This is a genomic window from Bradyrhizobium elkanii WSM2783, assembly GCF_000472865.1.
GTDB lineage: Bacteria > Pseudomonadota > Alphaproteobacteria > Rhizobiales > Xanthobacteraceae > Bradyrhizobium > Bradyrhizobium elkanii_A.
In genome coordinates, this window is record NZ_AXAP01000057.1 from 1 (window position 1) to 25,038 (window position 25,038).

General features: G+C 63.8%; 26 protein-coding genes and 1 pseudogene. 14 read left to right on the forward strand and 13 right to left on the reverse strand.

Translation table 11 applies throughout. The features are described 5' to 3' along the window. A pseudogene (locus YY7_RS60910) lies at positions 1-154 on the forward strand (IS5/IS1182 family transposase); the annotation flags it as partial. 141 nt (positions 155-295) lie between these two features. On the opposite strand, the gene YY7_RS0134390 reads toward YY7_RS60910, so the two are convergent. After that, positions 296-1,468 carry a M20 aminoacylase family protein gene (locus YY7_RS0134390; RefSeq protein ID WP_028167155.1) on the reverse strand — a complete coding sequence of 391 codons (1,173 nt, stop codon included), beginning with the start codon at positions 1,466-1,468 and terminating at the stop codon, positions 296-298. Between the two features lie 210 nt (positions 1,469-1,678). Here YY7_RS0134390 and YY7_RS0134395 point away from each other — a divergent pair, with 210 nt between their 5' ends. The 4 genes from YY7_RS0134395 to YY7_RS0134410 all read left to right on the forward strand — a co-directional run bounded on the left by YY7_RS0134395 (position 1,679) and on the right by YY7_RS0134410 (position 5,003). Next, positions 1,679-3,298, forward strand: a complete 1,620-nt coding sequence (locus tag YY7_RS0134395; RefSeq protein WP_028167156.1) for a GMC family oxidoreductase — start codon at positions 1,679-1,681, stop codon at positions 3,296-3,298. 78 nt (positions 3,299-3,376) lie between these two features. Beyond that, complete coding sequence (locus YY7_RS0134400; RefSeq protein ID WP_028167157.1) at positions 3,377-3,745, forward strand: type II toxin-antitoxin system RelE/ParE family toxin; 369 nt, start codon at positions 3,377-3,379, stop codon at positions 3,743-3,745. A 2-nt stretch (positions 3,746-3,747) separates the two neighbouring features. Beyond that, positions 3,748-4,089 carry a helix-turn-helix domain-containing protein gene (locus tag YY7_RS0134405; protein WP_028167158.1) on the forward strand — a complete coding sequence of 114 codons (342 nt, stop codon included), beginning with the start codon at positions 3,748-3,750 and terminating at the stop codon, positions 4,087-4,089. A 5-nt stretch (positions 4,090-4,094) separates the two neighbouring features. Continuing rightward, positions 4,095-5,003, forward strand: coding sequence for an alpha/beta fold hydrolase (locus YY7_RS0134410; protein WP_028167159.1), 909 nt, complete (start codon positions 4,095-4,097; stop codon positions 5,001-5,003). A gap of 34 nt (positions 5,004-5,037) precedes the next feature. Here the strand turns inward: YY7_RS0134410 and YY7_RS58855 are convergent, their stop codons facing one another. Continuing rightward, positions 5,038-5,283, reverse strand: coding sequence for a hypothetical protein (locus tag YY7_RS58855; protein ID WP_080663979.1), 246 nt, complete (start codon positions 5,281-5,283; stop codon positions 5,038-5,040). A 316-nt stretch (positions 5,284-5,599) separates the two neighbouring features. Here YY7_RS58855 and YY7_RS0134415 point away from each other — a divergent pair, with 316 nt between their 5' ends. The 5 genes from YY7_RS0134415 to YY7_RS0134435 all read left to right on the forward strand — a co-directional run bounded on the left by YY7_RS0134415 (position 5,600) and on the right by YY7_RS0134435 (position 9,158). After that, positions 5,600-6,313 carry a class I SAM-dependent methyltransferase gene (locus YY7_RS0134415; protein WP_051397083.1) on the forward strand — a complete coding sequence of 238 codons (714 nt, stop codon included), beginning with the start codon at positions 5,600-5,602 and terminating at the stop codon, positions 6,311-6,313. 139 nt (positions 6,314-6,452) lie between these two features. Continuing rightward, positions 6,453-7,403 (forward strand): metallophosphoesterase family protein, encoded by a 951-nt coding sequence (locus YY7_RS0134420; RefSeq protein WP_028167161.1) that lies wholly within the window; start codon positions 6,453-6,455, stop codon positions 7,401-7,403. A 15-nt stretch (positions 7,404-7,418) separates the two neighbouring features. After that, a complete protein-coding gene (locus tag YY7_RS0134425) occupies positions 7,419-7,742 on the forward strand; it encodes a cupredoxin domain-containing protein (RefSeq protein WP_028167162.1) in 324 nt (107 codons plus the stop codon). Between the two features lie 103 nt (positions 7,743-7,845). Then, the gene (locus YY7_RS0134430; protein WP_028167163.1) at positions 7,846-8,400 is read left to right on the forward strand and encodes a sigma-70 family RNA polymerase sigma factor; all 555 of its coding nucleotides are present in this window, start codon (positions 7,846-7,848) and stop codon (positions 8,398-8,400) included. Beyond that, the gene (locus YY7_RS0134435) at positions 8,397-9,158 is read left to right on the forward strand and encodes an anti-sigma factor family protein (protein WP_028167164.1); all 762 of its coding nucleotides are present in this window, start codon (positions 8,397-8,399) and stop codon (positions 9,156-9,158) included. Before YY7_RS0134430 ends, YY7_RS0134435 begins: the two co-directional genes overlap by 4 nt. 18 nt (positions 9,159-9,176) lie before the next feature. On the opposite strand, the gene YY7_RS0134440 is transcribed toward YY7_RS0134435, so the two are convergent. Both YY7_RS0134440 and hpnO read right to left on the reverse strand, forming a co-directional pair. Then, positions 9,177-9,581, reverse strand: a complete 405-nt coding sequence (locus tag YY7_RS0134440) for a GFA family protein (protein WP_028167165.1) — start codon at positions 9,579-9,581, stop codon at positions 9,177-9,179. 121 nt (positions 9,582-9,702) lie between these two features. Further along, positions 9,703-11,094, reverse strand: coding sequence for an aminobacteriohopanetriol synthase HpnO (hpnO, locus tag YY7_RS0134445; RefSeq protein WP_028167166.1), 1,392 nt, complete (start codon positions 11,092-11,094; stop codon positions 9,703-9,705). Between the two features lie 104 nt (positions 11,095-11,198). Here hpnO and YY7_RS0134450 point away from each other — a divergent pair, with 104 nt between their 5' ends. Continuing rightward, entirely contained in the window at positions 11,199-11,909 is a 711-nt protein-coding gene (locus YY7_RS0134450; protein WP_051397084.1) for a DUF2147 domain-containing protein, read from the forward strand. Here the strand turns inward: YY7_RS0134450 and YY7_RS0134455 are convergent. Further along, positions 11,850-14,468, reverse strand: coding sequence for an MMPL family transporter (locus YY7_RS0134455; protein ID WP_028167168.1), 2,619 nt, complete (start codon positions 14,466-14,468; stop codon positions 11,850-11,852). The genes YY7_RS0134450 and YY7_RS0134455 overlap by 60 nt on opposite strands. 447 nt (positions 14,469-14,915) lie before the next feature. On the opposite strand from YY7_RS0134455, the gene ispH reads away from it, so the two are divergent. Further along, positions 14,916-15,842, forward strand: a complete 927-nt coding sequence (gene ispH / locus YY7_RS0134460; protein ID WP_028167169.1) for a 4-hydroxy-3-methylbut-2-enyl diphosphate reductase — start codon at positions 14,916-14,918, stop codon at positions 15,840-15,842. A gap of 34 nt (positions 15,843-15,876) precedes the next feature. After that, complete coding sequence (gene hpnH / locus YY7_RS0134465; RefSeq protein WP_028167170.1) at positions 15,877-17,037, forward strand: adenosyl-hopene transferase HpnH; 1,161 nt, start codon at positions 15,877-15,879, stop codon at positions 17,035-17,037. Positions 17,038-17,221: 184 nt separating this feature from the next. Here hpnH and YY7_RS0134470 read toward each other — a convergent pair whose 3' ends face one another. The 7 genes from YY7_RS0134470 to YY7_RS60915 all read right to left on the reverse strand — a co-directional run bounded on the left by YY7_RS0134470 (position 17,222) and on the right by YY7_RS60915 (position 23,561). Continuing rightward, entirely contained in the window at positions 17,222-17,971 is a 750-nt protein-coding gene (locus tag YY7_RS0134470) for a phosphorylase (protein ID WP_028167171.1), read from the reverse strand. After that, positions 17,968-19,929 (reverse strand): squalene--hopene cyclase, encoded by a 1,962-nt coding sequence (gene shc / locus YY7_RS0134475; RefSeq protein WP_028167172.1) that lies wholly within the window; start codon positions 19,927-19,929, stop codon positions 17,968-17,970. The genes YY7_RS0134470 and shc overlap by 4 nt, the downstream gene beginning before the upstream one ends. Before the next feature lie 55 nt (positions 19,930-19,984). Further along, entirely contained in the window at positions 19,985-21,241 is a 1,257-nt protein-coding gene (gene hpnE / locus YY7_RS0134480; RefSeq protein ID WP_028167173.1) for a hydroxysqualene dehydroxylase HpnE, read from the reverse strand. A gap of 6 nt (positions 21,242-21,247) precedes the next feature. After that, positions 21,248-22,090 (reverse strand): presqualene diphosphate synthase HpnD, encoded by an 843-nt coding sequence (gene hpnD / locus YY7_RS0134485; protein WP_028167174.1) that lies wholly within the window; start codon positions 22,088-22,090, stop codon positions 21,248-21,250. Next, a complete protein-coding gene (gene hpnC, locus YY7_RS0134490) occupies positions 22,087-22,965 on the reverse strand; it encodes a squalene synthase HpnC (RefSeq protein ID WP_028167175.1) in 879 nt (292 codons plus the stop codon). Before hpnC ends, hpnD begins: the two co-directional genes overlap by 4 nt. A 193-nt stretch (positions 22,966-23,158) precedes the next feature. Continuing rightward, the gene (locus YY7_RS0134495) at positions 23,159-23,398 is read right to left on the reverse strand and encodes a cysteine rich repeat-containing protein (RefSeq protein ID WP_028167176.1); all 240 of its coding nucleotides are present in this window, start codon (positions 23,396-23,398) and stop codon (positions 23,159-23,161) included. Further along, positions 23,391-23,561 carry a hypothetical protein gene (locus tag YY7_RS60915; protein ID WP_155255431.1) on the reverse strand — a complete coding sequence of 57 codons (171 nt, stop codon included), beginning with the start codon at positions 23,559-23,561 and terminating at the stop codon, positions 23,391-23,393. Before YY7_RS60915 ends, YY7_RS0134495 begins: the two co-directional genes overlap by 8 nt. Before the next feature lie 266 nt (positions 23,562-23,827). Between YY7_RS60915 and YY7_RS0134505 the strand changes: the two genes are divergently transcribed. Next, complete coding sequence (locus YY7_RS0134505; protein WP_028167177.1) at positions 23,828-24,331, forward strand: hypothetical protein; 504 nt, start codon at positions 23,828-23,830, stop codon at positions 24,329-24,331. A gap of 48 nt (positions 24,332-24,379) precedes the next feature. Here YY7_RS0134505 and YY7_RS0134510 read toward each other — a convergent pair whose 3' ends face one another. Next, positions 24,380-25,027: a DapH/DapD/GlmU-related protein gene (locus YY7_RS0134510; RefSeq protein WP_028167178.1), complete on the reverse strand. Its 648-nt coding sequence runs from the start codon at positions 25,025-25,027 to the stop codon at positions 24,380-24,382. Positions 25,028-25,038 lie beyond the last annotated feature (11 nt).

Consider the following 25,038-nt stretch of genomic DNA (forward strand, 5'->3'; position numbering starts at 1 on the left):
GGCCCGCTCGATCTGCGAATGCATCCATGCCCGCTGGCGCAACTGGGACCTCAGGCAATTGACGGTGCGCGGCATCGAAAAGGTCCGAGCCGTCGTGCTCTGGTACGCCCTCACCAACAACATCCTGCAGGGACATCGCCTCGCCAACCCATAGCTGCGCCAAACCATAGCGGCGCGCAAATCCCGCCCCGCTCCACCGTCGAGGTCTTCAACATCCGCTACTTCGGATGCCGTCTACCCGAAAACCGAATTGGTTCTCAGGCTCTACGGCCTGGCCTTCGCCAGACGACGGAAATCACGCCACGAGCGTGTTCTCCACCAGCTTGATCCAGTAGGACGTGCCGTAGACGATCGCCTCGTCGTTGAAATTGTAGGCGGGGTGATGCAGGCCGGCGCTGTCGCCATTGCCGCAGAAGATGAAGGCGCCGGGGCGCGCTTCCAGCATGTAGGCGAAATCCTCCGCGCCCATCATCGGCGGCATTTCGTGGACGTTGTTCTCGCCGGCGATTTCCTTGGCGATCTTGGTCGCGAACTCGGTCTGCGAGCGATGGTTGACGGTGACGGGATAGCCGCGCTCGTAGGTGAGGTCGATCCTGGCGCCGGTCATCTGCGCAACGCCGGCGACCACCTCATGGATGCGCTTCTCGACCAGCGCCCGCACCTCCGGCGTCAGCGTGCGCACCGTGCCGCGCAGCTCCGCGGTCTGCGGGATCACGTTCCGGGCATTGCCGGCGTGGAATTCGCAGATCGAGATCACGGCCGAATCCAAGGGATCGACGGTGCGCGAGACGATCGACTGCAGCGCCGTGATCAATTGCGAGCCGACCAGCACGCTGTCGATGCATTTGTGCGGCCGCGCGGCGTGGCCGCCATGGCCTTCGATCCTGAAGTCGATCGCGTCCGTTGCCGCCATGATCGGGCCGGTCCGGATGGCGAACGAGCCGACGGGGATGCCGGGGCCATTGTGCATGCCATAGACCTGCTCGATGCCGAACCGCTCCATCAGCCCGTCCTTGATCATCGCGGCAGCGCCCGCGCCCCCCTCCTCGGCCGGCTGGAAGATCACAACCGCGTTGCCGGCGAAATTGCGGGTCTCGGCGAGGTAGCGGGCGGCCCCTAACAGCATCGCGGTGTGCCCGTCATGGCCGCAGGCGTGCATCTTACCCGGCGTCCTGGAGGCATAGGGCAGATTGGTCTCCTCCTCGATCGGCAGCGCATCCATGTCGGCGCGCAGCCCGATCACCCTGATGTCGCCACTGCCGGCTGGTTTCTTGCCCTTGATGACGCCGACCACGCCGGTGCGGCCGAGCCCCGTCGCGACCTCATCGCAGCCGAATTCCCGCAGCCGCTCGGCGACGAATGCTGCAGTGCGGTGGGTATCGTACATCAGCTCGGGATGTTCATGGATATCCCGCCGCCAGGCCTGGATGGCGGGCTGCAGGTCGGCGACGCGGTTGACGATGGGCATGGCACTTCTCAAGTTCTGTGATTCAAACGTGTGTGATGTTTAGCATGCAAGCGGCGGTCCACCCAACAGGCGCAGCGCCCGGGTCATGCCTAATCGTCATGGCCGGGCTTGTCCCACCTGCCGACGTCTGACTATTTGGACAGCAGAGAATGCGTGGATGCCTGGAACATTTTCGGGCAACGCGGTTGCGGACGGTTGGAAAGCAAGAGAATGCCTGGAAAGCTCGAGGGTGATTTCGACTATATCGTCGTGGGCGCCGGCACCGCCGGCTGCATCATGGCGAACCGGCTTTCGGCCGATCCGGCAAAGCGCGTGCTGGTGCTGGAAGCCGGCGGCGACGACAATTGGATCTGGTTTCACATCCCGGTCGGCTATCTCTTCGCGATCGGCAATCCGCGTTCCGACTGGATGTTCAAGACCGAGGCGGAGCCCGGCCTCAACGGCCGCGCGCTCGCCTATCCCCGCGGCAAAGTGATCGGCGGCTGCTCGGCGATCAACGCCATGATCTCGATGCGCGGACAGGCCGCCGATTACGATCACTGGCGCCAGCTCGGCCTCACCGGCTGGGGCTACGACGACGTGCGGCCGGTGTTCCGCGCGATCGAGGATCATTTCCTCGGACCGAGCGAGGACCACGGCACGGGCGGCGGCTGGCGCATCGAGGCGCCGCGGCTGTCCTGGAAAGTGCTGGACGCCGTCGGCGACGCCGCGGAAGAAATGGGCATCAAGCGCATTCCGGATTTCAACACCGGCGACAACGAAGGCGTGAGCTATTTCCACGTCAACCAGAAGCGCGGCCGCCGCTGGTCTTCCGCGCGCGGCTTCTTAAAGCCCGCATTGCACCGGCCGAATCTGCGGCTGGAAAAGAACGTGCTGGTCGATCGCCTGATCGTCGAGAATGGCCGCGCCGTGGGCGTGCGCTTCATCCGCGACAATGAGACCATTGAGGCCCGGACCAAGGGCGAAGTGATCCTGACCGCCGGCGCGATCGGATCGGTGCAGGTGCTGCAGCGCTCCGGCGTCGGACCCGCCGACTGGCTTGCACCGCTCGGGGTTGATGTCGTGCTCGACAGGCAGGGCGTCGGGCGCAACCTGCAGGATCATTTGCAGCAGCGCGCGATCTACAAGGTCACTGGCGTGCGTACGCTGAACGAGACCTATTACTCGCTGTTCCGCCGCGGCCTGATGGGCCTTGACTACGCGCTGCGCCGCCGCGGTCCGCTGACCATGGCGCCGTCCCAGCTCGGCATCTTCACCCGTTCCGATCCGCGCCGCGAGCGCGCCAACATCCAGTTCCACGTGCAGCCACTGTCGCTCGACAAGTTCGGCGATCCCCTGCACCGCTTCCCCGCAATCACCGTGAGCGCCTGCAACCTGCAGCCGACGTCGCGCGGCACCGTGCGCATCCGCTCGGCCCAGCCTGACGAGAAACCGTCGATCGCGCCGAATTATCTCTCGACCGACGAGGACCGCCAGGTCGCAGCGGACGCGATCCGCACCACGCGCCGCCTGATGAAGCAGAAAGCGCTCGCGCAATATCGGCCAGAAGAATATCTGCCCGGCTCTTCCGTCGGCGACGATGATGCATCGCTCGCAAAAGCCGCCGGCGATATCGGCACCACGATCTTCCACCCCGTCGGCACCGCGAAGATGGGCACGGCCAGCGACCCGATGGCCGTGGTCGATGAACGCCTGCGCTTCTACGGCATTGCGGGCCTTCGCGTCGCCGACGCTTCCGTGATGCCGACGATCACTTCGGGCAATACCAACACGCCGACCGCGATGATCGCGGAGAAGGCCGCTGCGATGATTTTGGAGGACGCGCGGTAACCCATCTCGTTCTGTGCGCCGAATTCGCCTTTGGCAGCAGCCATTGACCAAATCCTATAGGTATATTACTATATAGGAGTGAATGATGCGTTGCGCGAGATTAAGCCTGCCACTTTCGTGGGCTCGAGCCAGAAGGACTTGCGGGCCTTTCCTTCAGCCGTCCGAAGCGAGATCGGTCAATCGCTTTTCGAAGCGCAACTGGGCGAGCATCCGCGCCACGCCAAGCCCTTGAAGGGCCTGGGCGGCGTACTAGAGATTCGAGACAATTTTGACGGCGACACTTACCGAGCCGTCTACACGGTCCGGTTCGAAGGCGTCCTGTACGTCCTACATGCGTTCCAAAAGAAATCCACAAGTGGGATCGCCACACCGCAACGACATATGGATTTGATCCGGCAGCGCCTACGCGACGCGGAGGCTATCCACAAGGCAACCAAGGGAGACTAGCGATGAGCGCCAAGAAAAAAGTGCCCGCCCATACCAAGGGCTCCGGCAACATTTTCGCTGATCTCGGCTTGCCCAACGCCGAGGAGCATCAATTGAAGGCCGCGCTGGTCGTGCAGCTCAAGCGGCTGATGGCCGAACGGGAGTTGACTCAGACCGAGGCCGCCAAGCTGGTCGAAATGAAACAGCCCGACCTCTCGAAACTCCTACGGGGTCACCTCAGGCTCGCGTCCGTGGAAAAACTGATGCGGATGCTCACTGCGTTCGAACAAGATGTGGAAATCAGGTTGAAGCCGCATCGTAAGCGAGGCGAGGCGGGCCGGATCACGCTTATTCCTGCGGCGTAGAATGCATGGTCAGTCAGCGCCGCCTCTCGATCGGGTCTGCAGATACGCGCATTGCGCTGGTGCAATGGGGCGAGGAAGGCTCGCACCGGCCGCCCGCGCTTCTGCTGCACGGCACTGGTTTCGTGGCCAATGTCTGGGATAACGTCGCGCGCAATCTTGCATCCGACTACACCGTGTATGCGCTCGATCGCCGCGGCCACGGCGACAGCCACAAGCCTGCGGCGAATTGCTATCACTTTCAGGATTATGCGCAGGACGTGTGCAGCGTCGTCGAAGAGCTCGGCCTGCACGACATCTATGGGATCGGCCACAGCGCAGGCGCCACCGACCTGCTGCTTGCTGCAAAGCTGCTGCCGGGACGCTTCGCACGCCTGTTCGTGATGGAGCCGACCGTCATGGATCCGCGCGCGGCGCGGGATGGCGTGACAGTATTGAGCGAACAGGCGACCTCCTCCGTGCAAGGCGTCCTACGCCGTCAGGCCGAGTTCGACAGTCTTGACGCGGTGTTCACACGCTATCGCGCCGCGCCGGCATTTGCGGATTGGTCCGAGACTTCGCTCTGGGCCTATATCAGACACGGCTTTGCGCCGGTGGAGGACGGACGGGTACGGCTCCGCTGCACGCCCGAAATCGAGTCGGCGATCCTGCGCCCGATCTTCGAGGCGATGGAGCAGGTCTACGCCGGAGACGCGCGAGGCAATCCTTTCGGATGGCTCACCGAAATCGACTGCCCCGTGCGCGTGGCCACGGCCGAAAACTCCTGGCCGATCTACAAGGAGATGGCATCGCGGGCTGTCTCGCTCATTCCTGATGTCAGCGCGTGGAGTTTCGAGGGGACCGGCCATTGCGTGGCGCAGGAAGCACCGCCAATGCTGTTGCAGGCGCTGCGGGAATTCGCGCGATCAGAACAGTGAAGCCCGCTCCCTGCAGCGCCGCGGGTGCGCGGACTCAGCGTTCGCGGCCAGGCTGGCTTGCTTTCGGTGGCACGATGATGGCGCCAGCGCTGGGGTGATGATCGTCCGCGAGCAGTCCCTGCCGGGGGCCATCACCTCGCATTCGTCCATCAAATAGGAACGGCCGCGTTTCATTCGCGCCGGCGACGGCCGGGGTGTGCGACTGTCCAGACTTGGTATCTTGCGCGTTGGCCACGGTCGCGGCCAGTGCCACCACAAACGCGATTGCTAGTCTCGACATGACGGGCTTCTCCTCGAGCGCGCGGGACGAACGCGCGGCGACACGACTTAGTTTCGGTCACCATCGGGGGAGGAACGGGGCGCCAGGATGGCCGCCGCCTGAACGGGCCGCCGACGCCAGCTCGTGTGCAAACCATCAAAACGCCGAACGCATCACGTAACAATTGAAGTTTCGAAATATGCGAGAAGGCGTTATATCGTCGCCCAGCCGAGCGCGCTGCGCCGCCACCGACGATCAACACGCGCTCGCGCGTCATCTGATGACGCAGACCGGGATTTCGATCGAGCCATGAAACGCGTCACCCTGGAGAGCGCGCATGAAGAATGACGCGTCAGCAGTTGTCTCGCCGGTTTCCGAGATCGTGCGCCACTTCAGCGATCCCGCTGCAGTCGCGCGCTACGCCGAGGATACGCCGCGCAAGGTGCCCGGCTTCGCCGACCTTCAGCGCATGGCGGCGCTGCTGCTCGCCGAACGCGCGCCGGAAGCGGCTGATATCCTCGTCCTCGGCGCCGGCGGCGGTCTGGAGCTGAAGGCGTTCGCCGAGGCAAGGCCGCGCTGGGGCTTCACGGGGATAGATCCCTCGGCGGCGATGCTCGATCTCGCGCGTGACGTGCTGGGGCCGCTCGCCGCGAGGGTCCGGTTGATGCAAGGTTTGATCGAAGACGCACCTGCCGGACCCTTCGATGGCGCGACCTGCCTGTTGACACTGCATTTCCTTTCGAAGCGGGAGCGCCTGCGCACGCTGCGCGAGATGCGGCGACGGCTCAAGCCGGGCGCGGCGCTCGTCGTGGCGCATCACAGCCGGCCGCGGGGCGGCGCGCTCGAACGCTGGCTGACGCGGTCCGTCATGTTCGCGAACGGCACCGGAGCCGATCCCGCGCAGGTGTCGGCCTCCGCCGCTTCCATGGCGCAGCGGCTGCCCATTCTGTCCGTCGAAGAGGACGAAGCGCTTCTCGAGGAAGCGGGCTTTTCCGACGTCGCCCTGTTCTACGCCGGATTCACGTTCCGAGGCTGGGTCGCAGCCGCCTGACGGGACACACCTTGCACGGCGCTGCTGCTCACGAAATCGTCATCACCTCGCGCCAATAGACCGCCGCTGCCGGGAATAACCCCTCCCCTCGCCCAATCACATCTCCGCAGACCCAATCACGGGCGCATGGAGAACTGCGATGAGCGAGTTCGATCACGACCACAGGGACGAAGAGCGCGGCGTGAGCCGCCGCAGGGTGCTGGAGTGCATGACCTGGGCGGGCACCGGCGTGCTCTGGACAGTGGCGGGCGGCGTGCCGCGCTCGCTCGGCATGGTCGGCTCGGCGCAAGCGGCCGAGGCTTCCGGCATGACCTTCCTGCAGATCAGCGACAGCCATGTCGGCTTCGACAAGGCCGCCAATCCGAACGCGCTTGGCACGCTGGAAGAAGCGATCGGCAAGATCAACGCCATGCCGGCGAAGCCCTCCTTCATGATCCACACCGGCGACATCACACATCTGTCGAAGGCCGCCGAGTTCGACAATGCCGAGCGCGTCATCTCGCAGGCCAAGCTCGACGTGCATTACGTGCCGGGCGAGCACGACCTGATCGACGAGGAGGTCAAGCTCTACAAGGAGCGCTACGGCCGCGGCACCAGAGGCGCCGGCTGGTATTCGTTCGACGCCGGCGGCGTGCACTTCGTCGGCCTCGTCAACGTCGTCGACCTCAAGGCCGGAGGCCTGGGCAATCTCGGCGCCGAGCAGCTCGAATGGCTCGAGGACGATCTGAAGGGCCGCTCGAAATCGACCCCTATCGTGCTGTTCGCCCACATCCCGCTGTGGACCGTCTATCCGACCTGGGGCTGGGGCACCGAGGACGGCGCACGCGCGCTGGAATATGTGAAGGGTTTCGGCTCGGTGACCGTGCTGAACGGGCACATCCACCAGGTGATGCAGAAGGTCGAAGGCAACGTCACCTTCCACACCGCGCGCTCGACCGCCTTCCCGCAGCCGGCGCCGGGCACTGCGCCCTCGCCGGGTCCGATGAAGGTCGAGGATGCCAAGCTGCGCAGCGTGCTCGGCATCGCCAGCGTCAACTTCAAGCAGGGGCAGGAGCGCCTCGCCATCATCGACACGCCGCTGCAGGGCTGAAGAGGAAATCGGTTCATGAGCACGATCAATCGCCGTGACTTCGGCATCGCCGTCGCCGCGGCCATGCTGCTCCGCGCCACCGCTGCGCGCGCCGCCGATATGGAAGTGCATATCGACAATTTCGTTTTCCAGCCCGCGCAGCTCGACGTGAAGGTCGGCACGACCGTCACCTGGACCAATCGCGACGACATTCCGCACACGGTGGTATGCGCGGGAAAATTCAGGTCGAAGCCCATGGACACCGACGGCAGCTTTTCATTCACCTTCACGGAGGCCGGCGAGTACAAATATTTTTGTTCCCTGCACCCGCACATGACAGGCATGATCAGGGTCGAGTAAGTTGACGATCTCTGCCAGCGCACCCCTGCCCGGCCGGCGGATCGACACCGCCCGGGCCAAGACACGGGCCAAGACATTCGCCGCACAAACCGGGCATGAGGCGATGAGAGCGTCGGAGGACAATCCCGAGAAGGCGCGGCGCTTTCGCGAGGCCGCACTGCCTTATCTCGACGATGCCTACACACTGGCACGCTATCTCCTGCGCGACGCCAGCGATGCCGAAGATGCGGTGCAGGAATGTTTCCTGCGCGCCTACAAGCATTTCGACAGCTATCGCGGACCGGCAATGAAGCCATGGCTGTTCGCGATCCTGCGCAATGTCTGCCGTGCCGAATATGCGCGGCGCGCGGACATTAAGACCGGTGCGATCGAGGATGTCGCTGCTAGCGCGGAGGCAACCCCGCTCTGGCGCGAGGCGCCGGAGACGCCGGAAACGCAGATGCTGCGCGAGAAGGATTCCGCGGCAATTCGCCGATTGATCGCGGCGCTCGCCGAACCGTTTCGCGAGACCTTCGTGCTCCGGGAAATCCAGAACCTTTCTTACCGCCAGATCGCCGATGTTGCGGCCGTGCCCGTCGGCACCGTGATGTCGCGACTTGCCCGCGCCCGCGCGATGCTGCGCTCGGCGTGGCTTGCGGAACAGGAGCAAGCAAAATGACCTGCGAGGAAGCCGAGGTGCTGCTTCAGGCGCTGATCGACGGCGAGCTCGACGCGGGACATGCGCGCGAGGTCGAGGACCACGTCGCAGGCTGCCCGCGCTGCACGGAGCTGGCGAAAGACTATCGCGCGATCAGCCGCATGATTGCGGAAAAAGGTGCAAGCTACACTGCGCCGCCCGAGCTGCGCCGGCGCATCGAGGCCGCGCTGCCGCAGCCGAAGGTTGCCCCAAGTCGCCGCGCGGTGCTGCGCGGCTTCGCGCTGGGATCGGCCGTCTCCGCGATGGCTGCCACCGGTCTCGTCGCCGTCATCCTGCGCAGCGACGACGAGGCGCGCGTCCAGTCGGAACTGGTCTCGGCGCATCTGCGCTCGCTGCAGGCCGGCCATCTCACCGACGTGCTTTCCACCGACCAGCACACGGTCAAGCCGTGGTTCAACGGCAGGCTCGATGTCGCCCCGCCGGTGATCGACCTCACCGCCCTGGGCTTTACCCTGATCGGCGGACGTCTCGACTATGTCGACGCCCGCCCGATCGGCGCCGTGGTCTATCGAAGGCGCCAGCACGTCATCAACCTGTTCGTCGCGCAGACGTCAGACACCGAGCGCCACGCCGCCCGGATGAGCCAGCGGCAGGGCTTCAACATCCGCCACTGGAGCGATCACGGCCTGAATTTCTGGGCCGTCAGCGACCTCGCCGCCGACGAGCTTGCCGAGTTCGGCGAGAAGTTCGAGACGGCGATGCGGACTCCGGCCACGTAGCCGGACGGTTGTGGGCGACTATTGCTGCGGAGGGTATCGGTCGAATACGGGCAGCTCGTGCGCGCGTGCCATCCATTGGACCCGCTCGGCGACCTGGACATGGATCACTGGCGGAACGACGTCAGGATCATCATAGGTCCCGCTCGGAACATCGATGATCCCGGGCAGCATCTGCTCGCTGACGTAGAAAAGACCGGTGCCGCAGTTGGCGCAAAAATGCCGGCGGCCGTGCTCGGATGATTCGTAGATCTTGGGCTGGCCTTGCGTCACCTTGACGGCATTGGCGGGATACATCGTCCAGCCGACCATCGGCGCGCCGGCGTGACGCCTGCAATCCGAGCAGTGGCAGAGGGCGTGCGTAAGGGCTTCGCCTTCAGCCTCGTAACGGATGGCTCCGCAATGACAACCGCCTGTGATGCGCATTTCATCTCCTCCCAGGTCGTTGATAGAGTCGATTAATCGAAGGCGTAGTCCACCAACACGCGTTGGTTGGTGAGAGCTGCGGCGATTACGCTTCGCTAATCCGCCCTACGAGTCCACACGGCTACGCCGACTTGCGCACCGCGTTGTCGACCAGCGTCTTGCCGAGCGACCAGATCGCGCCGGGGACCTTGTGGCTGCCGGCGATGACGGTGTCGAAGGCCTTTTCGATCCAGGTGCAGTCGTCCTCGGTGAGGACGAGCGGTGGCAGGAGCTTGATGGTGTGGAGGCCGTGGCCGGCGACCTGGGTCAGGATCTTGTGGTCCTTGAACAGCGGCACGGTGATGAGCTGGCAGAACAGGCCCTTGTTGGCGGTCTCCAGCACGTTCCAGGATGCACGCAGGCGCAGCGACTTCGGCGGGCCGAACTCGATGCCGATCATCAATCCCTTGCCGCGGACTTCCTTCATCAGCTCATAGCCCGGCACCATCCGCGTCAGCGCGAGGCGGAGCTCGGCGCCGCGCTTGGCGGCCTGCTCGACCAGCTTCTCGGCCTTGATGACGTCGAGCGTCGCGATGCCGGCGGCCATCGCCAGATCGTTCTTCGAGAACGTCGAGCCGTGCACGACGGCGCGATCCATCTGGTTGAAGATCTTGTCGAAGATGCTCTTGCGCGTCAGCAGCGCGCCGACCGGGACATGACCGCCGGACAGCGCCTTCGCGAGCAGCACCATGTCAGGCTCGACATTCCAGTGCTCGACGGCGAGGAATTTGCCGGTGCGGCCGATGCCGGTCTGAATCTCGTCGGCAACAAGCAGCGTGCCGTATTTCCGGCACAGCGCCGCGGCGCCAGGCAGGAATTCGTCCGAGGGCATGTTGACGCCCTTGCCCTGGATCGGCTCGACGATGAAGGCCGCGACCTGGCGCGACGACAGCGCCTGCTCGAGCGCGGCAAGATCGTTGAAGGGAATCTGGGTGCAGCCGGGCAATAGCGGCTCGAAGCCGGAACGGAAATTGGTGTCGTCCATCAGCGACAACGCGCCATAGGACAATCCGTGAAACGAATGCGAGCAGGACACGATGCCGGGCCGCCCGGTCGCGCCACGCGCGAACTTGATGGCGGCTTCTACCGTCTCGGCGCCCGAATTGGAAAAGAATACCTTGTCCAGATATGGCACATATTCGAGCAGGCGCTCGGCGAGGATGCCGGCGAGCGTGGACACGTCAAGCTGCACGAGGTTGGGCAGATCGGCATCCAGCACGCTCTTCAAGGCCTGGCGCAGCGCCGGGTGGTTGCGGCCGATCGCAAAAACGCCAAATCCGCTGAGTAGGTCGAGATAACGTGCCCCCTCACGATCGAAGAGATATTGGCCTTGCCCTTTTTGAAAGCCGACGTCATAGCCGATGGTTTTGAGCACGCGCACGAGCTGCTCGTTCAAGTAACGCGCGTGCAGGGAACTGCGCTGCGCCTGGCGCTCCACAAACATCTCGGAAACGTCTAGATTTGAGCTTAGCATTGGCTACATACGTCGGTTGATGGTCATTTCGTCAACTCAAAACGCCGAATGCGGCGTTTTGCCCCCAAGCTTTGGCTCTTCTACACTTAAGCACAGGTAAGACCATGTTGCACTGCCCACCCAAGCTCGCACGCACCATAGCATACTCGGGATTCGTTTTGGCGAGCACAATGGTCCCAGCGCTGGCCGCGGATCCGACCGGCGACTGGCGCGTGGCTGACGGTGTCGCCCATATCCGGGTCGCACAATGCAACGGCAGCCTCTGGGGCGCAGTCGCCTGGGAGAAGACCCCCGGCGGCAAGGATACGCATAATCCGGACGCCGCGAAGCAAAGCCGGCCCACGCTCGGCATGCCGATCCTGATCGACATGAAGAAGAAGGCGGGCACGGATGCGTGGGAGGGCCAAGTCTATAATGCCAAGGACGGTCAGCTCTACAGCTCTACGATCAAGCCAATTGGCTCTGACAAGCTCGAGATTCAAGGCTGCGTGCTGGGCTTTCTCTGCGGCGGCGAAACCTGGACCCGCGTTGGGCCTCCGATTCCCTCCAGCGCCGCTGGCAGCACGCCCCCTGCCAACAGCGTGGCCAAGGGCGCCGCGCCCAAAGGTGCATCGCCGTCTACATCGCAGCAGGCAGCCGCTCCGACCCCGCCCAAGACCACCGGCTCGGTGAGCTCGGCTCCCGCCACCGCGCCGGCCGCGTCTTCCAAGCAACCGGCCGGCCAGAAGCAGGCAGCAGCCGTCCCAGCCGCCCCATCAGGTGACGTCGTCGGCGATATCTGCCTCCTTCCGGACGTCGCGCGGTTTACCCATTAGTGCCGGCTGGAAGAGCAGCACCGCGGCGAGAGTCGTGACCAGCGACAGCGCGAGCAATTTGCCCATGCTCGCGGTTCCTGGATGACTTGAAAGCCACAGGCTGCCGAACGCCGTTGCCGTCGTCAGCGCGCTGAAAAAGATTGCTCGCGTCAGGCTCGACTGCAGCAGATTCGTTCTGCCCTGACGCCAGGCGGTGACGTAATAGATCTTGAAGGCGACGCCGACGCCGAGCAACAGCGGCAGCGCGACGATGTTGGCGAAGTTGAGCGGGAGCCCGATCAGCACGCAGATTTCCAGCGTCACGGCGCCCGCGACCAGCAGCGGCACGATCGTGAGCAGCACATCACTAACCCGCCGCAGCGTCAGCCAGAGCAGCAGGCTGATCACGATCAGCGACCAGATGCCGGCGTGGATGAACGCCTTCACCACAGTATCGCCGGACTTCAGGATCGAGACCGGGCCGCCGATCGCGGTCGGCTCGGCCGCGAGCACGGCGGCGGCGAATTTGCGCAGCGTATCGTTGTCGTTCGGATCGCCCTTCGGCAGGGCCTCCACCCGTATCAGCCCGTCCTTGGCCTTCCATTGGCGGACCAGCTCCTCCGGCAGCGACTTCAGGGTGACGGTCTGGGCCTGCAGCATGTCCCTGAGCTGGTCGAGCACCACCTTGAGCGGCGAAACGAACACGTTCTGCGCCTTGTCGCGCGTCGCCTGATTCGAATCAGCGAGCTTGGTCAGCGCATCCGCAAGCCGGCGCGCAGCCACGGCGCCGGCGTTCTTGATGTCGCCGGCGGTCTTGCGGAGGTTGTCGGCCGAGCTCTTCAGCGACTCGACATTCTCCTGGTCGGTCGGCGGCGCATCGATCGAATCCGGATTGAGCGCCGGGTTGAGCATCTTCGCCGCCTGCGCGATCAGCTTCAGCTTGGCCGGCTGATCGGTCGGCACGAAGCTGTCGAGCGACCGGACGCTCAACACCTCCGGCAGCTTCTCCAGCCTCTCCTCGATCTTCCTGGCGTCGGCTTCCGAATGCGTCATCACGTTGATCGCATTGGCGCCGGTGTTCGGGTCGCGCCTCAAATCGAGGAAGGTCGCGATCGATTCGACGTGCGAGTTGCGCAGGTTGATCGGATTGAAGTCGAACTTCATGTAGTAGAGCAGCGGCAGGCCGGCGATCACCAGCGCGAGCGTGCTGATGATGATGGCGACGCGATGCTTCTCCAGGAAGTGGTCAACGGGCGCGAGAAATGCGTAACCGACCGGCTCCTTCTCGCCGGGCGGATTGAGCAGGTCGAGGAGCGCCGGCAGTGTGGTGATGCTGGTGAGGAACGCGATCAGCATGCCGGCGCCGGCGATCTTGCCGAGTTCGGAAATGCCCTTGTAGTCGGTCGGCAGGAAGCACAGGAAGCCCGCGGCGGTGGCCATCGCCGCAAGCGACAGCGGCACCGCCGAGCGCCGCGCCGCGTTCTCCAGCGCCAGCGTCAGGTTGTCGTTCTTGAAGCGTTCGGAGCGGTAGCGGACGCTGAACTGGATGCCGAAATCGACCCCGAGGCCCACGAACAGCACGGCAAAGGCGATCGACAACAGGTTGAGCGAGCCGACCATCATCAGGCCGACGGCCGTGGTGATGGCAAGCCCGATGAACAGGTTCAGGAACACGGCGAAGATGATCTTGGCCGAATGCAGCGCGAGCCACAGGATCACCAATACGATCAGCACGGTGCCGATGCCGTTGATGACGGCGCCGTCCTGCACGGTGGCATATTCCTCGTTCGCGATCGGGACCGGCCCGGTGAGGCGGACGCGCGCGCCATATTCGCTTGCGAATTTCAGGTCCGCAGCCGCCTGCCGGATCGCATCGGTCGCTGCCTTGCCGGGCTCCAGCGCCTGATAGTCGAGCACCGGCTTGAACTCGATGAAGGCGCGCTTGTCCGAATCGGTCAGCGGCTTATCGCTGGTGAGCTCGCGCCAGGAGAAAGTCGGATTGCCCTTGTTGCTGAGGACATCCTCGACCGTCTGAGAGATCAGGTTGAAGGGCCGCGCGGCATTCTCGAGCTTGGCCTGCCCGCGCTTGACGCCGGCAAGGCCGGTCTCCAGCGCACCGGTGAGGCCGCGGATCGAAGGATCGCCGGCCATGATCTCGATCAGGGGCGCGGCTGATTCGAGCTCGCCGGTGACCTGCGCGACTTCCTCGGTCGGCAGAAACAGAAGCCCGTTCTTCTCGAAGAATTCGCCGGAGCCGAGCGGGGTGACCGATTCGAAATGCTCGGTGTCACCGGTAAGCTTATCGGCCAGCGCCTTGGCCGCCAGACCCGTGAGTTCCGGCGTCGGCGCCTCCACGACGGCAAGAATCAGGCGCTCGCGGTCGAAAGCTTCCTCAAACTTGATGTCGCGCTGGCGCCAGTCGAGGTTGGGCGAGATCAGCGTATTGATGTCGGTATTGATCGTGAAGTTGCGCGCCGCATAATAGCCCGCCGCCACCGCAAGAATCAGCGAGAGGGCGACGACAGGGACGGCAAATCGCGTGCACGCCTTAACAATCGAGACAACAATACGTGTCAGCACTTCATTTCTTTCTGATCTCAGGAAGCACGCCGAAAAACGCCCGCTATGTAGCGGAGTTCCCAGGGCCGATCTAATGTTGTTTCGACCGCCCGACCGCTGGTTCACGAAGCAGCGTCGAAACCGGCCGGAACGGCGTTGCGCGCGGTATATCCCGCCCCAGCGGGCAATAAAGTGACGAACAAGTGAGCTGGGGTGGGCATTAATGCCGCAGTTTTAGGTATTTTGATACCTTAAAATGGTAACCCGAGTGATAACCGTTCCGTAATCCGGCTTTCCTAGACGCTCATTTTTTGACACAAAGCGCTCTTCTTCCGTGCGCTTGGGGGTGGGCTTAAGTGTAGGAACCCGTGGTGTGGAGATTGCAGGCAGGCAGGACATGCCGGCTGCAGTATTCGGCCGCGCGGGTTTTCGGATCAGGATTGGTGCAATTTGCTTAACGGACGTCCCATGGAGGTTTTTCTAGCGCAGCCGCGGGGGTTTTGCGCCGGCGTGGTGCGCGCCATCGAGATCGTCGAGCGGGCGCTCGAGAAATACGGGCCGCCGGTCTATGTGCGGCACGAGATCGTCCATAACAAATACGTCGTCGAAAGCCTGAAGAACAAGGGCGCGATCTTCGTCGAGGACCTTTCCGAGGTTCCGGCGAACGCGGTGACCGTGTTCAGCGCCCATGGCGTGGCGCGCAGCGTCGAGGAAGAGGCCGCCGCACGCGGCCTGCCGGTGCTCAACGCCACCTGCCCGCTGGTCACCAAGGTTCACAACCAGGGCAAGCGCTATATGTCGAAGGGCCGGGCATTGATCCTGATCGGGCATGCCGGCCACCCCGAGGTCGAGGGAACCATGGGCCAGGTTCCAGGCCCCGTGCTGCTGGTCCAGAGCGTCGAGGACGTCAAGGCCCTGACGCTGCCGGCTGATACGCCAATCGCCTACATCACCCAGACCACACTGAGCGTAGATGACACACGTGAGATTATTCTGGCGCTCCAGGCCCGGTTTACAGACATTCAAGGCCCTGACATCCGCGATATCTGTTATGCCACACAGAACCGCCAATCCGCGGTAAGGGACCTGAGCAAGCTGGTGGATGTCATCCTGGTGGTTGGGGCCGCCAATAGTTCCAATTCCAATCGGTTGCGCGAGATCGGCACCGAGGCCGGTGTCGCCAGTTACCTCATTGCCGATGGCACCGAACTCAACCCGGAATGGCTGAACAATGCGAAGACCGTCGGCATCACGGCAGGTGCCTCGGCACCCGAAGTGCTGGTCGACGACGTGATCGAGGCGTTGCGGCGCATCGGACCGGTCAAGGTGTCGGTCCTGTCGGGACGGGAAGAGAACATCGAATTCCGCCTGCCGGCCGAACTGACCGCGGGCTGACCCAAACTAGGTCGTGAGAGTCGAGAGAGAAAGAATGGCAATACCCTTCTTCAAGGAACTCCGCATCGGCGGCTATCTGCTCAAGCAGAAGCTGCGGGGTCGCAAGCGCTATCCGCTCGTGCTGATGCTGGAGCCGCTGTTTCGCTGCAATCTCGCCTGCGTCGGCTGCGGCAAGATCGATTATCCGGATGCGATCCTCAACCGTCGCATGACCGCCCAGGAATGCTGGGACGCGGCCGACGAGTGCGGCGCGCCGATGGTCGCGATCCCCGGCGGCGAGCCGCTGATCCACAAGGAGATCGGCGAGATCGTCCGCGGCCTGGTGGCGCGTAAGAAGTTCGTCTCGCTCTGCACCAACGCGCTGCTTCTGGAAAAGAAGCTCGACCTGTTCGAGCCGTCGCCATACCTGTTCTTCTCCGTGCATCTGGATGGCCTGAAGGATCACCACGACAAGGCGGTGTCGCAGAAGGGCGTGTTCGATCGCGCGGTGTCCGCGATCAAGGCGGCGAAGGCGCGCGGCTTCACCGTCAACGTCAATGCCACCATCTTCGACGGGCATCCGGCGGAAGAGATCGCCAAATTCCTCGACTTCACCACCGAGCTTGGCGTCGGCGTCTCGATGTCGCCGGGCTACGCCTATGAGCGCGCGCCGGACCAGGAGCACTTCCTCAACCGCACCAAGACCAAGAAGCTATTCCGCGACGTCTTTGCGCTCGGCAAGGGCAAGAAGTGGAATTTCATGCATTCCGGCCTGTTCCTCGACTTCCTGGCCGGCAACCAGGAATACGAGTGCACGCCGTGGGGCATGCCGGCGCGCAACATCTTCGGCTGGCAGAAGCCCTGCTATCTGCTCGGCGAAGGCTACGCCAAGACCTTCAAGGAACTGATGGAGACCACGGACTGGGATTCCTACGGCACCGGCAAGTATGAGAAGTGCGCCGACTGCATGGCGCATTGCGGCTACGAGCCGACCGCGGCGATCGCAGCGCTCAACAACCCGCTGAAGGCAGCGTGGGTCTCGATGCGCGGCATCCGCACCAAGGGTCCGATGGCCCCCGAGATCGACCTCTCGAAGCAACGCCCGGCGCAGTACATCTTCTCGGAGCAGGTCCAGAAGAAGCTCTCCGAGATCCGCCGCGACGAAGCGGCCGCCGCCCAGCAGAAGGCCGCGCAGAAAGCCTCAACCGCCGCGTAAGCCGCGAGCGACGTCAATCAAAAAAGGCCCGGCCGTCGATGACGGTCGGGCCTTTTGTTTTTAGATCGGCGTATCTTTCAAATCGTAGCCGGGTGGAGCGAAGCGCAACCCGGGACACCTGCGATCCGCGTTTGTACCGGTCCCGGGTTACGCTGACGCTTCACCCGGGCTACGGCCTCAGCAGCTACGCCGCCGAGCGAATCGGCTCCACGGGGACGAGGGTCTCGCCGCCCAGCAGGAAGCCACGGCAGCCGCGCAAGGAGCGCAGCGCGCGGTTGAAGTCGATTCCGGTCGAGACCAACGAGCGCAGCGTCAGCGGGTTGCGCGCCACCCCGCGCAGGACCTTGCGCAGGTCGATGTCGCCGTTCGGCTTGACCGCGGTCTTCGCCAATTCCGGCAGCGCGCGGTGGGCGGGATCGCTGATCACCCGGAGCGCCGCGAACGGAACGCCCGCCCTGGCCGCGTAGGCCGCAGCGATGTGGCTTTCCATGTCAACGGCGGCAGCGCCGGTTTCGGAGCGCAGCGCCGCCTTGCAGGCCCTGGCCGCAATCACCTGTTCGACGCCCGCGAGCCCGCCCCTGACGATCTTGCGGCGCTTCAAGGTGGCGCTGGCAACCATCTCGTCGTTCAAGGCCATATCGGCCAAGAATCGGGTGTCGCCGGAAAGCACCTCCGTCGCCACCACGACGTCACCCGATCGCAACGCCGGATCGAGCCCGCCGGCCACGCCGAACGAGATCACGCCGCGGAACGATGACGAATCGAGTGTTGCCAATAGCGCACGAAGCTGCTGCGGATCGCTGGAACTGCAAATAACGATCATGCCGGGCCCAGCCGCGATGCGGGCCTCCTGCACTAACCCCGTTACGATCAAGACCGGCCGCGGATCCAGCATTTTCCCCACAGTCGCGGCGGCCCCCGCCCCCAAGCTCACATTCCGACCCCTACCACCCTGCTGTTCGTGCTTCGCAAATTCCGATACCGCGCTAGCGCCCAGAGCGGGAAGAACTTGGAGTAGCCATGATAACGCAAGTAAAACACACGCGGGAAGCCCGTAGCCGTGAAGCGCTGCTCCTCCCAGAGTCCTTTTTCGCTCTGTGTGCTTTTTAGGTACTCCACCCCCCCTCGAACTGCGGGGTTTTCGACTTCTCCCGCCGCCATCAGCGCGAGCAAAGCCCATGCCGTTTGCGAGGAGGTCGAAGGCGCGGCCTCATAGCCCCGATAGTCGAGCCGGTAGCTGACGGCGTCCTCGCCCCATCCGCCGTCCTGATTCTGGACCGACACCAGCCAATCGACCGCCTTCCGAATCATCGGGTCCTGATGGTCGACGCCGGCGGCGTTGAGCGCGCAGAGCACCGACCAGGTGCCATAGATGTAGTTCAGCCCCCAGCGGCCGAACCAGGAACCTTCGGCAAGCTGGGTGCGGCGCAGGTAGGCGACGCCGTCAGCAACCGCCTTGCTGGTCTTTTCGGTCTCGCCGAGCTGCGCCAGCATCGAGACGCAGCGCGCGGTGACGTCCTCGGTCGGCGGATCGAGCAGCGCGCCATGGTCGGAGAACGGGATGTTGTTGAGGTAATATTCGAGGTTGTTGACGTCGAAGGCGGCCCAACCGCCATCGCGGCTCTGCAAGCCCTCGATCCATTCGCGGGCGCGGGCAATCGCCGCATCGTACTCCTTGGTGCCGGTATAGCGGCGCGCCCGGTCCATCGCCATGACCACCACAGCGGTGTCATCGAGGTCGGGATAGTGGTCGTTGTTGTACTGGAACGCCCAGCCGCCCGGCCGGACGTCGGGCGCCTTCACTGCCCAGTCGCCCTTGAAATCGAGCACTTGCCGCGGCTTCAGCCAATCGAGTCCCTGCTTGGCCTTGGCAAAGGTCTCCTCGCCGCCTACCTCCTCCAGCGCGTGGCAGGTCAGCGCAGTGTCCCACACCGGCGATACGCAGGGCTGGCAATAGGCCTCGTTGTCGCGGATCACCAGGAGCTTCTCCAGGCCGCGCCGCGTGGCGGCACGCGGCGGATAGTTCTCGTCCTTGCCGAGCGCGTCATACATCATCACGATGTTGGCCATCGGCGGATAGATCGCGCCCATGCCGTCCTCGCCGTTCAACCGCTCTTCGATGAAGGCGAGCGCGGCATCGATCGCACGCTGGCGCAGGCTCTTGGTAAATAGCGGCTCGACTACGCGCAGGACGCTATCGAGTCCGCGGAACAGCAGGAACCAGCCCCAGCTCTGATGCGGCGCCTTCGGCGGCATGCCGACCGACTTGGGATCCTGCAGGAACAGTTCGTCGAGGCCGACGCCCTTCGGGTTCTTGGCGCGCGGCTTCAGCGCGGCCAGGACCATCAGCGGCACCATCGTGGTGCGCGCCCAGTAAGAGATCTTGTTGATGTGGAACGGCGACCACATCGGCAGCAGCATGATCTCGACCGGCAGCACCGGCGTCGCGCGCCAGGTCACGATACCAAACAGCGCCAGCAGGAAGCGGGTGAAGACGTTGGAGCCCGCGGCTCCGCCGCGCGAACGGATCGCCTCGCGCGCTTTCACCATATGCGGCGCGTCGACGGAATCGCCGATCACCTTCAGCGCGAAATAGGCCTTCACGCTCGCGCTCATATCGAACGGACCGTCATGCACCAATGGCCAACCGCCATGGGCGCCCTGCACACGGCGAAGGTAGTTGCCGATCTTCGCCTCCAGCCCGCTGTCGACGGGCTCGCCCAGATAGTGGCACAGCAGCACATATTCCGCCGGGATCGTGCTGTCGGCCTCGAGTTCGAACACCCAATGTCCGTCGGATTGCCGATGGCCGAGCAGCGCCTCGGTCGCCGTGGAGATGCTCTTCTCCAGTGCGATCGGATCGACGGTGGCGGTATCGTTGACGGCATCCATTTTGTTCGATTTCTCCTTCTCTTGAACGTGCTGCTGCTACGTGCGCCGGTGTATGTCAGTGCCTCGCCAGGACCAGATCGGCGGCGCGGTCACCCGACCGCACCGATCCCTCGATCGTTGCCGGCAGTCCCGTATCAGTCCAATCGCCGGCGAGAAACAGGTTTTTATAGGCCGTGACCGCGCCGGGGCGCAGAGCGTGCTGTTCCGGCGTGGCCTCGAATGTGGCACGGCGCTCGCGCACGATCTGCCAGGCGGGCAATGGAGGCAATTCGCCGGAAATGCCGGCGGCCTTGCAGACATCGCGCCAGATCGCCTGGGCGAGTTCCTCGCGCGGCATGTCGACGAGACGATCGCCATTGCTGATCGTGACCGAGAGCCGCTGCGGGAACGCGAACAACCATTCGACGAGGCCGCCGATCACGCCGAGGATCGGCGCAGCATTGGGCGGCGGATCGAAGCGGAAATGCGCGTTCACGATGGCGCGGAATTTGGTCGGCGTCTTCAGGCCCGGCACCAGCGATGCCGCAGCGCGCGGCGGCACTGCGAGCACCACCGCGTCAGTGGGCGCCAGATCGATCGTATCGTCGCCGAATTTCAGCTCGCTGACATGATCGGACACCGTGCCGAACTGTCGCAGCTCATGGCCGAGCCGCACGCTCGAACCCCTCTCCTGCAGCAGCTTCACCGCGGGTTCGATCAGGACCGAGCTCAAACCGTCGCGGGCAATCAGCGGCCGGCAGGACTCGCCGCCGGCAAGCAGCGTCTCGCGTACGATCGCACCGGCCAATCCCGCCGAGCCCTCGGGCGGGTCGACATTGAGCGCGGCAAGCAACAGCGGCTGCACCAGACGATCGTACAGCGTGCCTTTGCATGCGATGGTATCGCCGACCCGCTTGTCGGTGCCGGCCCAGGCGATCGGCGCCAGCGCGAGGTAGTCGCGTAAGCTCGTGTCGGGAACCCGGCGCGCTTCGTCGAACACCCAGAGCGGCAGGCGGGAAGCGCCGAGATCGAGTTCCCAGCGCTTGCCGCTTGCAAGATCGACAAAGGGAAATTTCGCGCGTTCCGGCCCGACCAGCCCGGCTTCGGTGCCGATCGATTTTGCATAGGCCAGGGCATGGCGATTGCCGGACAGCAATAGGTGATTGCCGTTGTCGATGGTGAGATTGGTCGCGGCGTCGAAATAAGAGCGGCAACGGCCGCCGGTTTGCTGCGTCGCCTCGTGGACGTGCACCGTGTAGTTCGCGCTCGAAAGGCGAACGGCTGCCGAGAGGCCGGAAATACCGGCGCCGATGATATGAACGGTCTTTTGCATCAGATGTCAGATGAACGCGTAACGAAGAAGAATGCCGATCTTTTGCATCTTGCCGACGCGAACGGGCTCGCGTGGCGTTGCAAAACCCCGGGCGATCAGGAGATCGAGGATCGCGCCATAGTATTTCGACATGATCCGTGGCGCGCGCACCGCGCGCCGCGAATTACGCTTCATGATGTCATCCGCCTTCTCGAAATGTTTCTTCGCCCGTTCGGCAAGCGGCAGGCACACTTTCGGCAAGTTGCGCTCGGCGATCACCCGCTGGGGGTCGTTAGACGTAATGCCGGCATGGAGCAGCATCTCGCGCGGCAGATAGAGCCGGCCGAGGCCGGCGTCCTCGTCGACGTCGCGCAGGATGTTGGTGAGCTGCAGCGCCCGGCCAAGATGATGCGCGAGCAGGACGCCGTCCTCCTCGGGCAGGCCGAACACCCGCACCGAGAGCCGGCCGACCGCGCTCGCCACGCGGTCGCAATAGAGATCGAGCGTCGCCATGTCGGGGGCGCGGATGTCCTGCGGCACATCCATCTCCATGCCGTCGACGATAGCAAGAAAGTCCTCGCGCTTCAGGCCGAAGGACTTGACCGAGGCAACATAGTCCTTGAGCCGCGGCGGCGGATTGCCCTGGTACAGCGCATCGATATCGTCACGCCATTGCTGCAACGCGGCCAGCCGCTCGTCGCGCGGACCGTGGGAATCAGCGATATCGTCGACCTGGCGGCAAAAGCTGTAGATCAGGAACATCGCATCGCGCTGCGCGCGCGGCAGGATCCGCATCGCTGCGTAGAACGAACTGCCGGACGCGGTGGTGCCATAGTCTTCTGCGTTGGCCGCCGCCGTCTCAACGCTCATGCGCCGGCCGCCGTTTTTGACACCGGCCGGCGCCCGATGGCGCGACGGGCCAATTCGCCGGCGACGCCGCCGAGGCTGTTGCCGAGCATTTCGAGCGGACTGAGATGCACGCGCTCGCTGAGGGGATCGCGCACCTTCAGCATGTTCACGATCCTGTCGGCGAATGCCTGGATCACGGATATCTCCAGACCCAACCGCAGATCCTTCACCTCGGCGGCGAGCGACTTGCTTTCGGCAAGCAGCGTCTCGGTGCGCACCGCGAGCGCCTGCAGGCATTGCAGCAGCGACGGGGGAGACTTCGGCTCCCCGAGCATCTCGACGGTCGCGCCGGATGCGGCCAGCGCATCGCGCGGCAGGTAGATACGGTTGAGATTCTTGTAGTCCTTGGCGCAATCTTGCAGGTGGTTGTTGATCTGCAAGCCCGCGCACAGCGCGTCCGACGCCGCCCAGGTGGACGTGCTCTCGCCGTGGACGTCGAGCATGAAACGGCCGACCGGCATCGCCGAGTAGCGGCAGTAATGGATCACCTCGTCCCAGTTCTCGTAGCGCAGCTTTGTCACATCCATGCGGAACGCGACCAGCACGTCCAGCGCGTGGCGCGGCGGCATCGCTCGCTCGGCGAGTGCACGGCGCAGGTTGACGGCTTCCTTTTGGGTATCACCCTCACCCAGGAGCTCCTTCTCGAGCAGATCGAGATAATGGAGCTTTTCGTCCGCCGGCAACGTTGCGTGGTCGGCGATGTCGTCGGCGGTGCGGACGAAATTATAGAAGGAAAGGATCAGGGCGCGGTGACGCGGATGAATGATCCACGACGCGACCGGAAAATTCTCGTCGCGGTGGGTCTTCCCGGATCGCAGTTCGCTCGCGCTTGTCATCAGGAACCGGCCACATTCGCCCTGGCTAAGGGCATGCGCCAGAAGTTGCGCATGCGGTGGATTGCGTGCCCCATATAGGGGAATACGCGACCAAAACCAATGCTGTATGGGCAATGTGCGCGGCGCCTGTGCCCAATATCACACAGTGGGCACAGGCTCTCTTGCGGCAATTTTTCGCGTGCAAAATACGGCGTTACTGCCCGTGGCTCTTCAATACCTGGTCGCAGGCCGCGCTGATCTTGGTGCGGTTCTCCTTCAGGCAGGCGAGGATGGTGAAATCGCCCTGATCGATCACCGCGCGGCAGTGCTTCTGAACGTCGCGGGTGCAGGCCTTCTGTTCCTCAGGCGTGCCGCTGCGCGATTGCTGCTGGGCGAAGGCGTCAGATGAAAACGGGATCGACAACAGCGCGAGGGCCAATAGAACTTTACGCATCGTATTCCTTCATTTTCGACAGCAAAAAACCCTGTTCCGGAAATTGCGTTTCGGCAGGACCCGGCGCGGATTTATTGGGATTTGCGCCGCCGCGTAGCAAAGCGACGAAGAAAGGACAAGCGCCGCTAAATGCGGCCAAATTTGCGGTGCTGTAAAGGGCCATCTAATCAGTTGAAAAACCAAGAAATTCCTTTCGATCACGGTTCGCTACAGACTGTTGCAGCGCAGGTGCCGATATCGGATGAACAGACATGACGTGAGATGCGGCTTGATTCTGTCGAGCAAAAATGGCCTGTTTCCCGCGATTCCGCCGGCTATGACAGGCAGGGTGGGTCGTTTGAACCTGTGGGATCGCGATCAACACTAAGTGTTCGATGCGGCGAGGCGTATCTTGAAGAAGGTCGTCGATTTTTGATGGGAAAACTCACAATGAAGCGGTTTGGTTTGGGCTTGTTCGGGCGCGCGATCGCGGCGGCCGGCATTGGCGCGGTGGTCATGTTGTCGGTCAGCGCGGGCAACGCCCAATCGTCGGGACCATTCGCTGGCTTTGACGGATCGTGGAGCGGTTCGGGCACCGTTGCGCTCTCCAACGGCACCACCGAACGGATCCGCTGCAAGGCCAGCTACAAGGTCAACGCCACCGGGCTTGGCCTGAAGCAGAGCCTGAATTGCGCCAGCGACAGCTATAAGTTCGACCTCTCCAGCGACGTAACGAGCCAGGGTGACCGCATCTCCGGCAACTGGAGCGAGAGGAGCCGCAACATCTTCGGCAACCTGCAGGGTACCGCGGGCGGCGGCCAGATCGAGGTGTTCGTCGAGGCGTCCGGATTCGCCGCCACGCTGAACCTGCGCGCCCACGGCAACAGGCAGGTCGTGCAGATCGACTCCAAGGGCGAGATCCGCGGCGTCAACATCACCCTGACGAAGGGCTGATACGGCCGCGAACTCTGTGGCCCGGGCGAAGCGACAGCGTAGCCCGGGCTACGACACTGTCGCAGTATCGTCCCAGCGCGCGCAGAAGGCCTCGATGTCGGTCGACTGGAATTCGCCCAGGCGCGCCATGATGGTTTCGAACGGCCAATCCCACCAGGCAATCCGTGCAAGCTGTGCCGCGATCTTGCGATTGAACCGCTCGCGGATCTGGCGAGCCGGCACGCCGCCGACGATGGTATAAGGCGCCACGTCGCGCGTCACCACGGCGCCCGCCGCCAGCACCGCGCCGTCCCCTACCGTGACGCCGGGGAGCACGATCGCGGCGTGGCCGATCCACACATCGTTGCCGATCACCACCCGATCGTCCCTCCGCTCGGCGAAGAAGCCGCGATCACGCTCGGCCGTCTCCGAGTAGTATTCGGGACAGTAGGTGAAACGGTGCAGCGACGGACGGTCGATCGGATGGTTCGGTGCCCCGATCCGGACCTGCGCGGCGATGGCGCAGAACCGGCCGATCTCTGCATCTCCGACCATGCAGCCGGGGCCGAGATAGGAGAAATCGCCGAGCTCCGAATATTCGACGGAGGTATCGCCGAGGATCTCGCAGCACTTGCCGATCGTGCTCTCGCGCAGCTTGACCGTCGGCTCGATGACGGTGTCGGCAATCTTCGGGCGCGGACGCGGCGCTTCATTCATTGTTGATGTTT

Coding starts and splice junctions, on each gene's coding strand:
- ispH (WP_028167169.1), top strand. CDS start 14,916: ATGGAGGTTTTTCTAGCGCAGCCGCGGGGGTTTTGCGCCGGCGTGGTG.
- hpnO (WP_028167166.1), bottom strand. CDS start 11,094: ATGCTAAGCTCAAATCTAGACGTTTCCGAGATGTTTGTGGAGCGCCAG.
- hpnH (WP_028167170.1), top strand. CDS start 15,877: ATGGCAATACCCTTCTTCAAGGAACTCCGCATCGGCGGCTATCTGCTC.
- YY7_RS0134425 (WP_028167162.1), top strand. CDS start 7,419: ATGAGCACGATCAATCGCCGTGACTTCGGCATCGCCGTCGCCGCGGCC.
- hpnE (WP_028167173.1), bottom strand. CDS start 21,241: ATGCAAAAGACCGTTCATATCATCGGCGCCGGTATTTCCGGCCTCTCG.
- YY7_RS0134390 (WP_028167155.1), bottom strand. CDS start 1,468: ATGCCCATCGTCAACCGCGTCGCCGACCTGCAGCCCGCCATCCAGGCC.
- YY7_RS0134430 (WP_028167163.1), top strand. CDS start 7,846: ATGAGAGCGTCGGAGGACAATCCCGAGAAGGCGCGGCGCTTTCGCGAG.
- YY7_RS0134410 (WP_028167159.1), top strand. CDS start 4,095: ATGGTCAGTCAGCGCCGCCTCTCGATCGGGTCTGCAGATACGCGCATT.
- YY7_RS0134435 (WP_028167164.1), top strand. CDS start 8,397: ATGACCTGCGAGGAAGCCGAGGTGCTGCTTCAGGCGCTGATCGACGGC.
- YY7_RS60915 (WP_155255431.1), bottom strand. CDS start 23,561: ATGGCCCTTTACAGCACCGCAAATTTGGCCGCATTTAGCGGCGCTTGT.
- YY7_RS0134505 (WP_028167177.1), top strand. CDS start 23,828: ATGAAGCGGTTTGGTTTGGGCTTGTTCGGGCGCGCGATCGCGGCGGCC.
- hpnC (WP_028167175.1), bottom strand. CDS start 22,965: ATGACAAGCGCGAGCGAACTGCGATCCGGGAAGACCCACCGCGACGAG.
- hpnD (WP_028167174.1), bottom strand. CDS start 22,090: ATGAGCGTTGAGACGGCGGCGGCCAACGCAGAAGACTATGGCACCACC.
- shc (WP_028167172.1), bottom strand. CDS start 19,929: ATGGATGCCGTCAACGATACCGCCACCGTCGATCCGATCGCACTGGAG.
- YY7_RS0134395 (WP_028167156.1), top strand. CDS start 1,679: ATGCCTGGAAAGCTCGAGGGTGATTTCGACTATATCGTCGTGGGCGCC.
- YY7_RS0134450 (WP_051397084.1), top strand. CDS start 11,199: ATGTTGCACTGCCCACCCAAGCTCGCACGCACCATAGCATACTCGGGA.
- YY7_RS0134420 (WP_028167161.1), top strand. CDS start 6,453: ATGAGCGAGTTCGATCACGACCACAGGGACGAAGAGCGCGGCGTGAGC.
- YY7_RS0134495 (WP_028167176.1), bottom strand. CDS start 23,398: ATGCGTAAAGTTCTATTGGCCCTCGCGCTGTTGTCGATCCCGTTTTCA.
- YY7_RS58855 (WP_080663979.1), bottom strand. CDS start 5,283: ATGTCGAGACTAGCAATCGCGTTTGTGGTGGCACTGGCCGCGACCGTG.
- YY7_RS0134405 (WP_028167158.1), top strand. CDS start 3,748: ATGAGCGCCAAGAAAAAAGTGCCCGCCCATACCAAGGGCTCCGGCAAC.
- YY7_RS0134440 (WP_028167165.1), bottom strand. CDS start 9,581: ATGCGCATCACAGGCGGTTGTCATTGCGGAGCCATCCGTTACGAGGCT.
- YY7_RS0134510 (WP_028167178.1), bottom strand. CDS start 25,027: ATGAATGAAGCGCCGCGTCCGCGCCCGAAGATTGCCGACACCGTCATC.
- YY7_RS0134415 (WP_051397083.1), top strand. CDS start 5,600: ATGAAGAATGACGCGTCAGCAGTTGTCTCGCCGGTTTCCGAGATCGTG.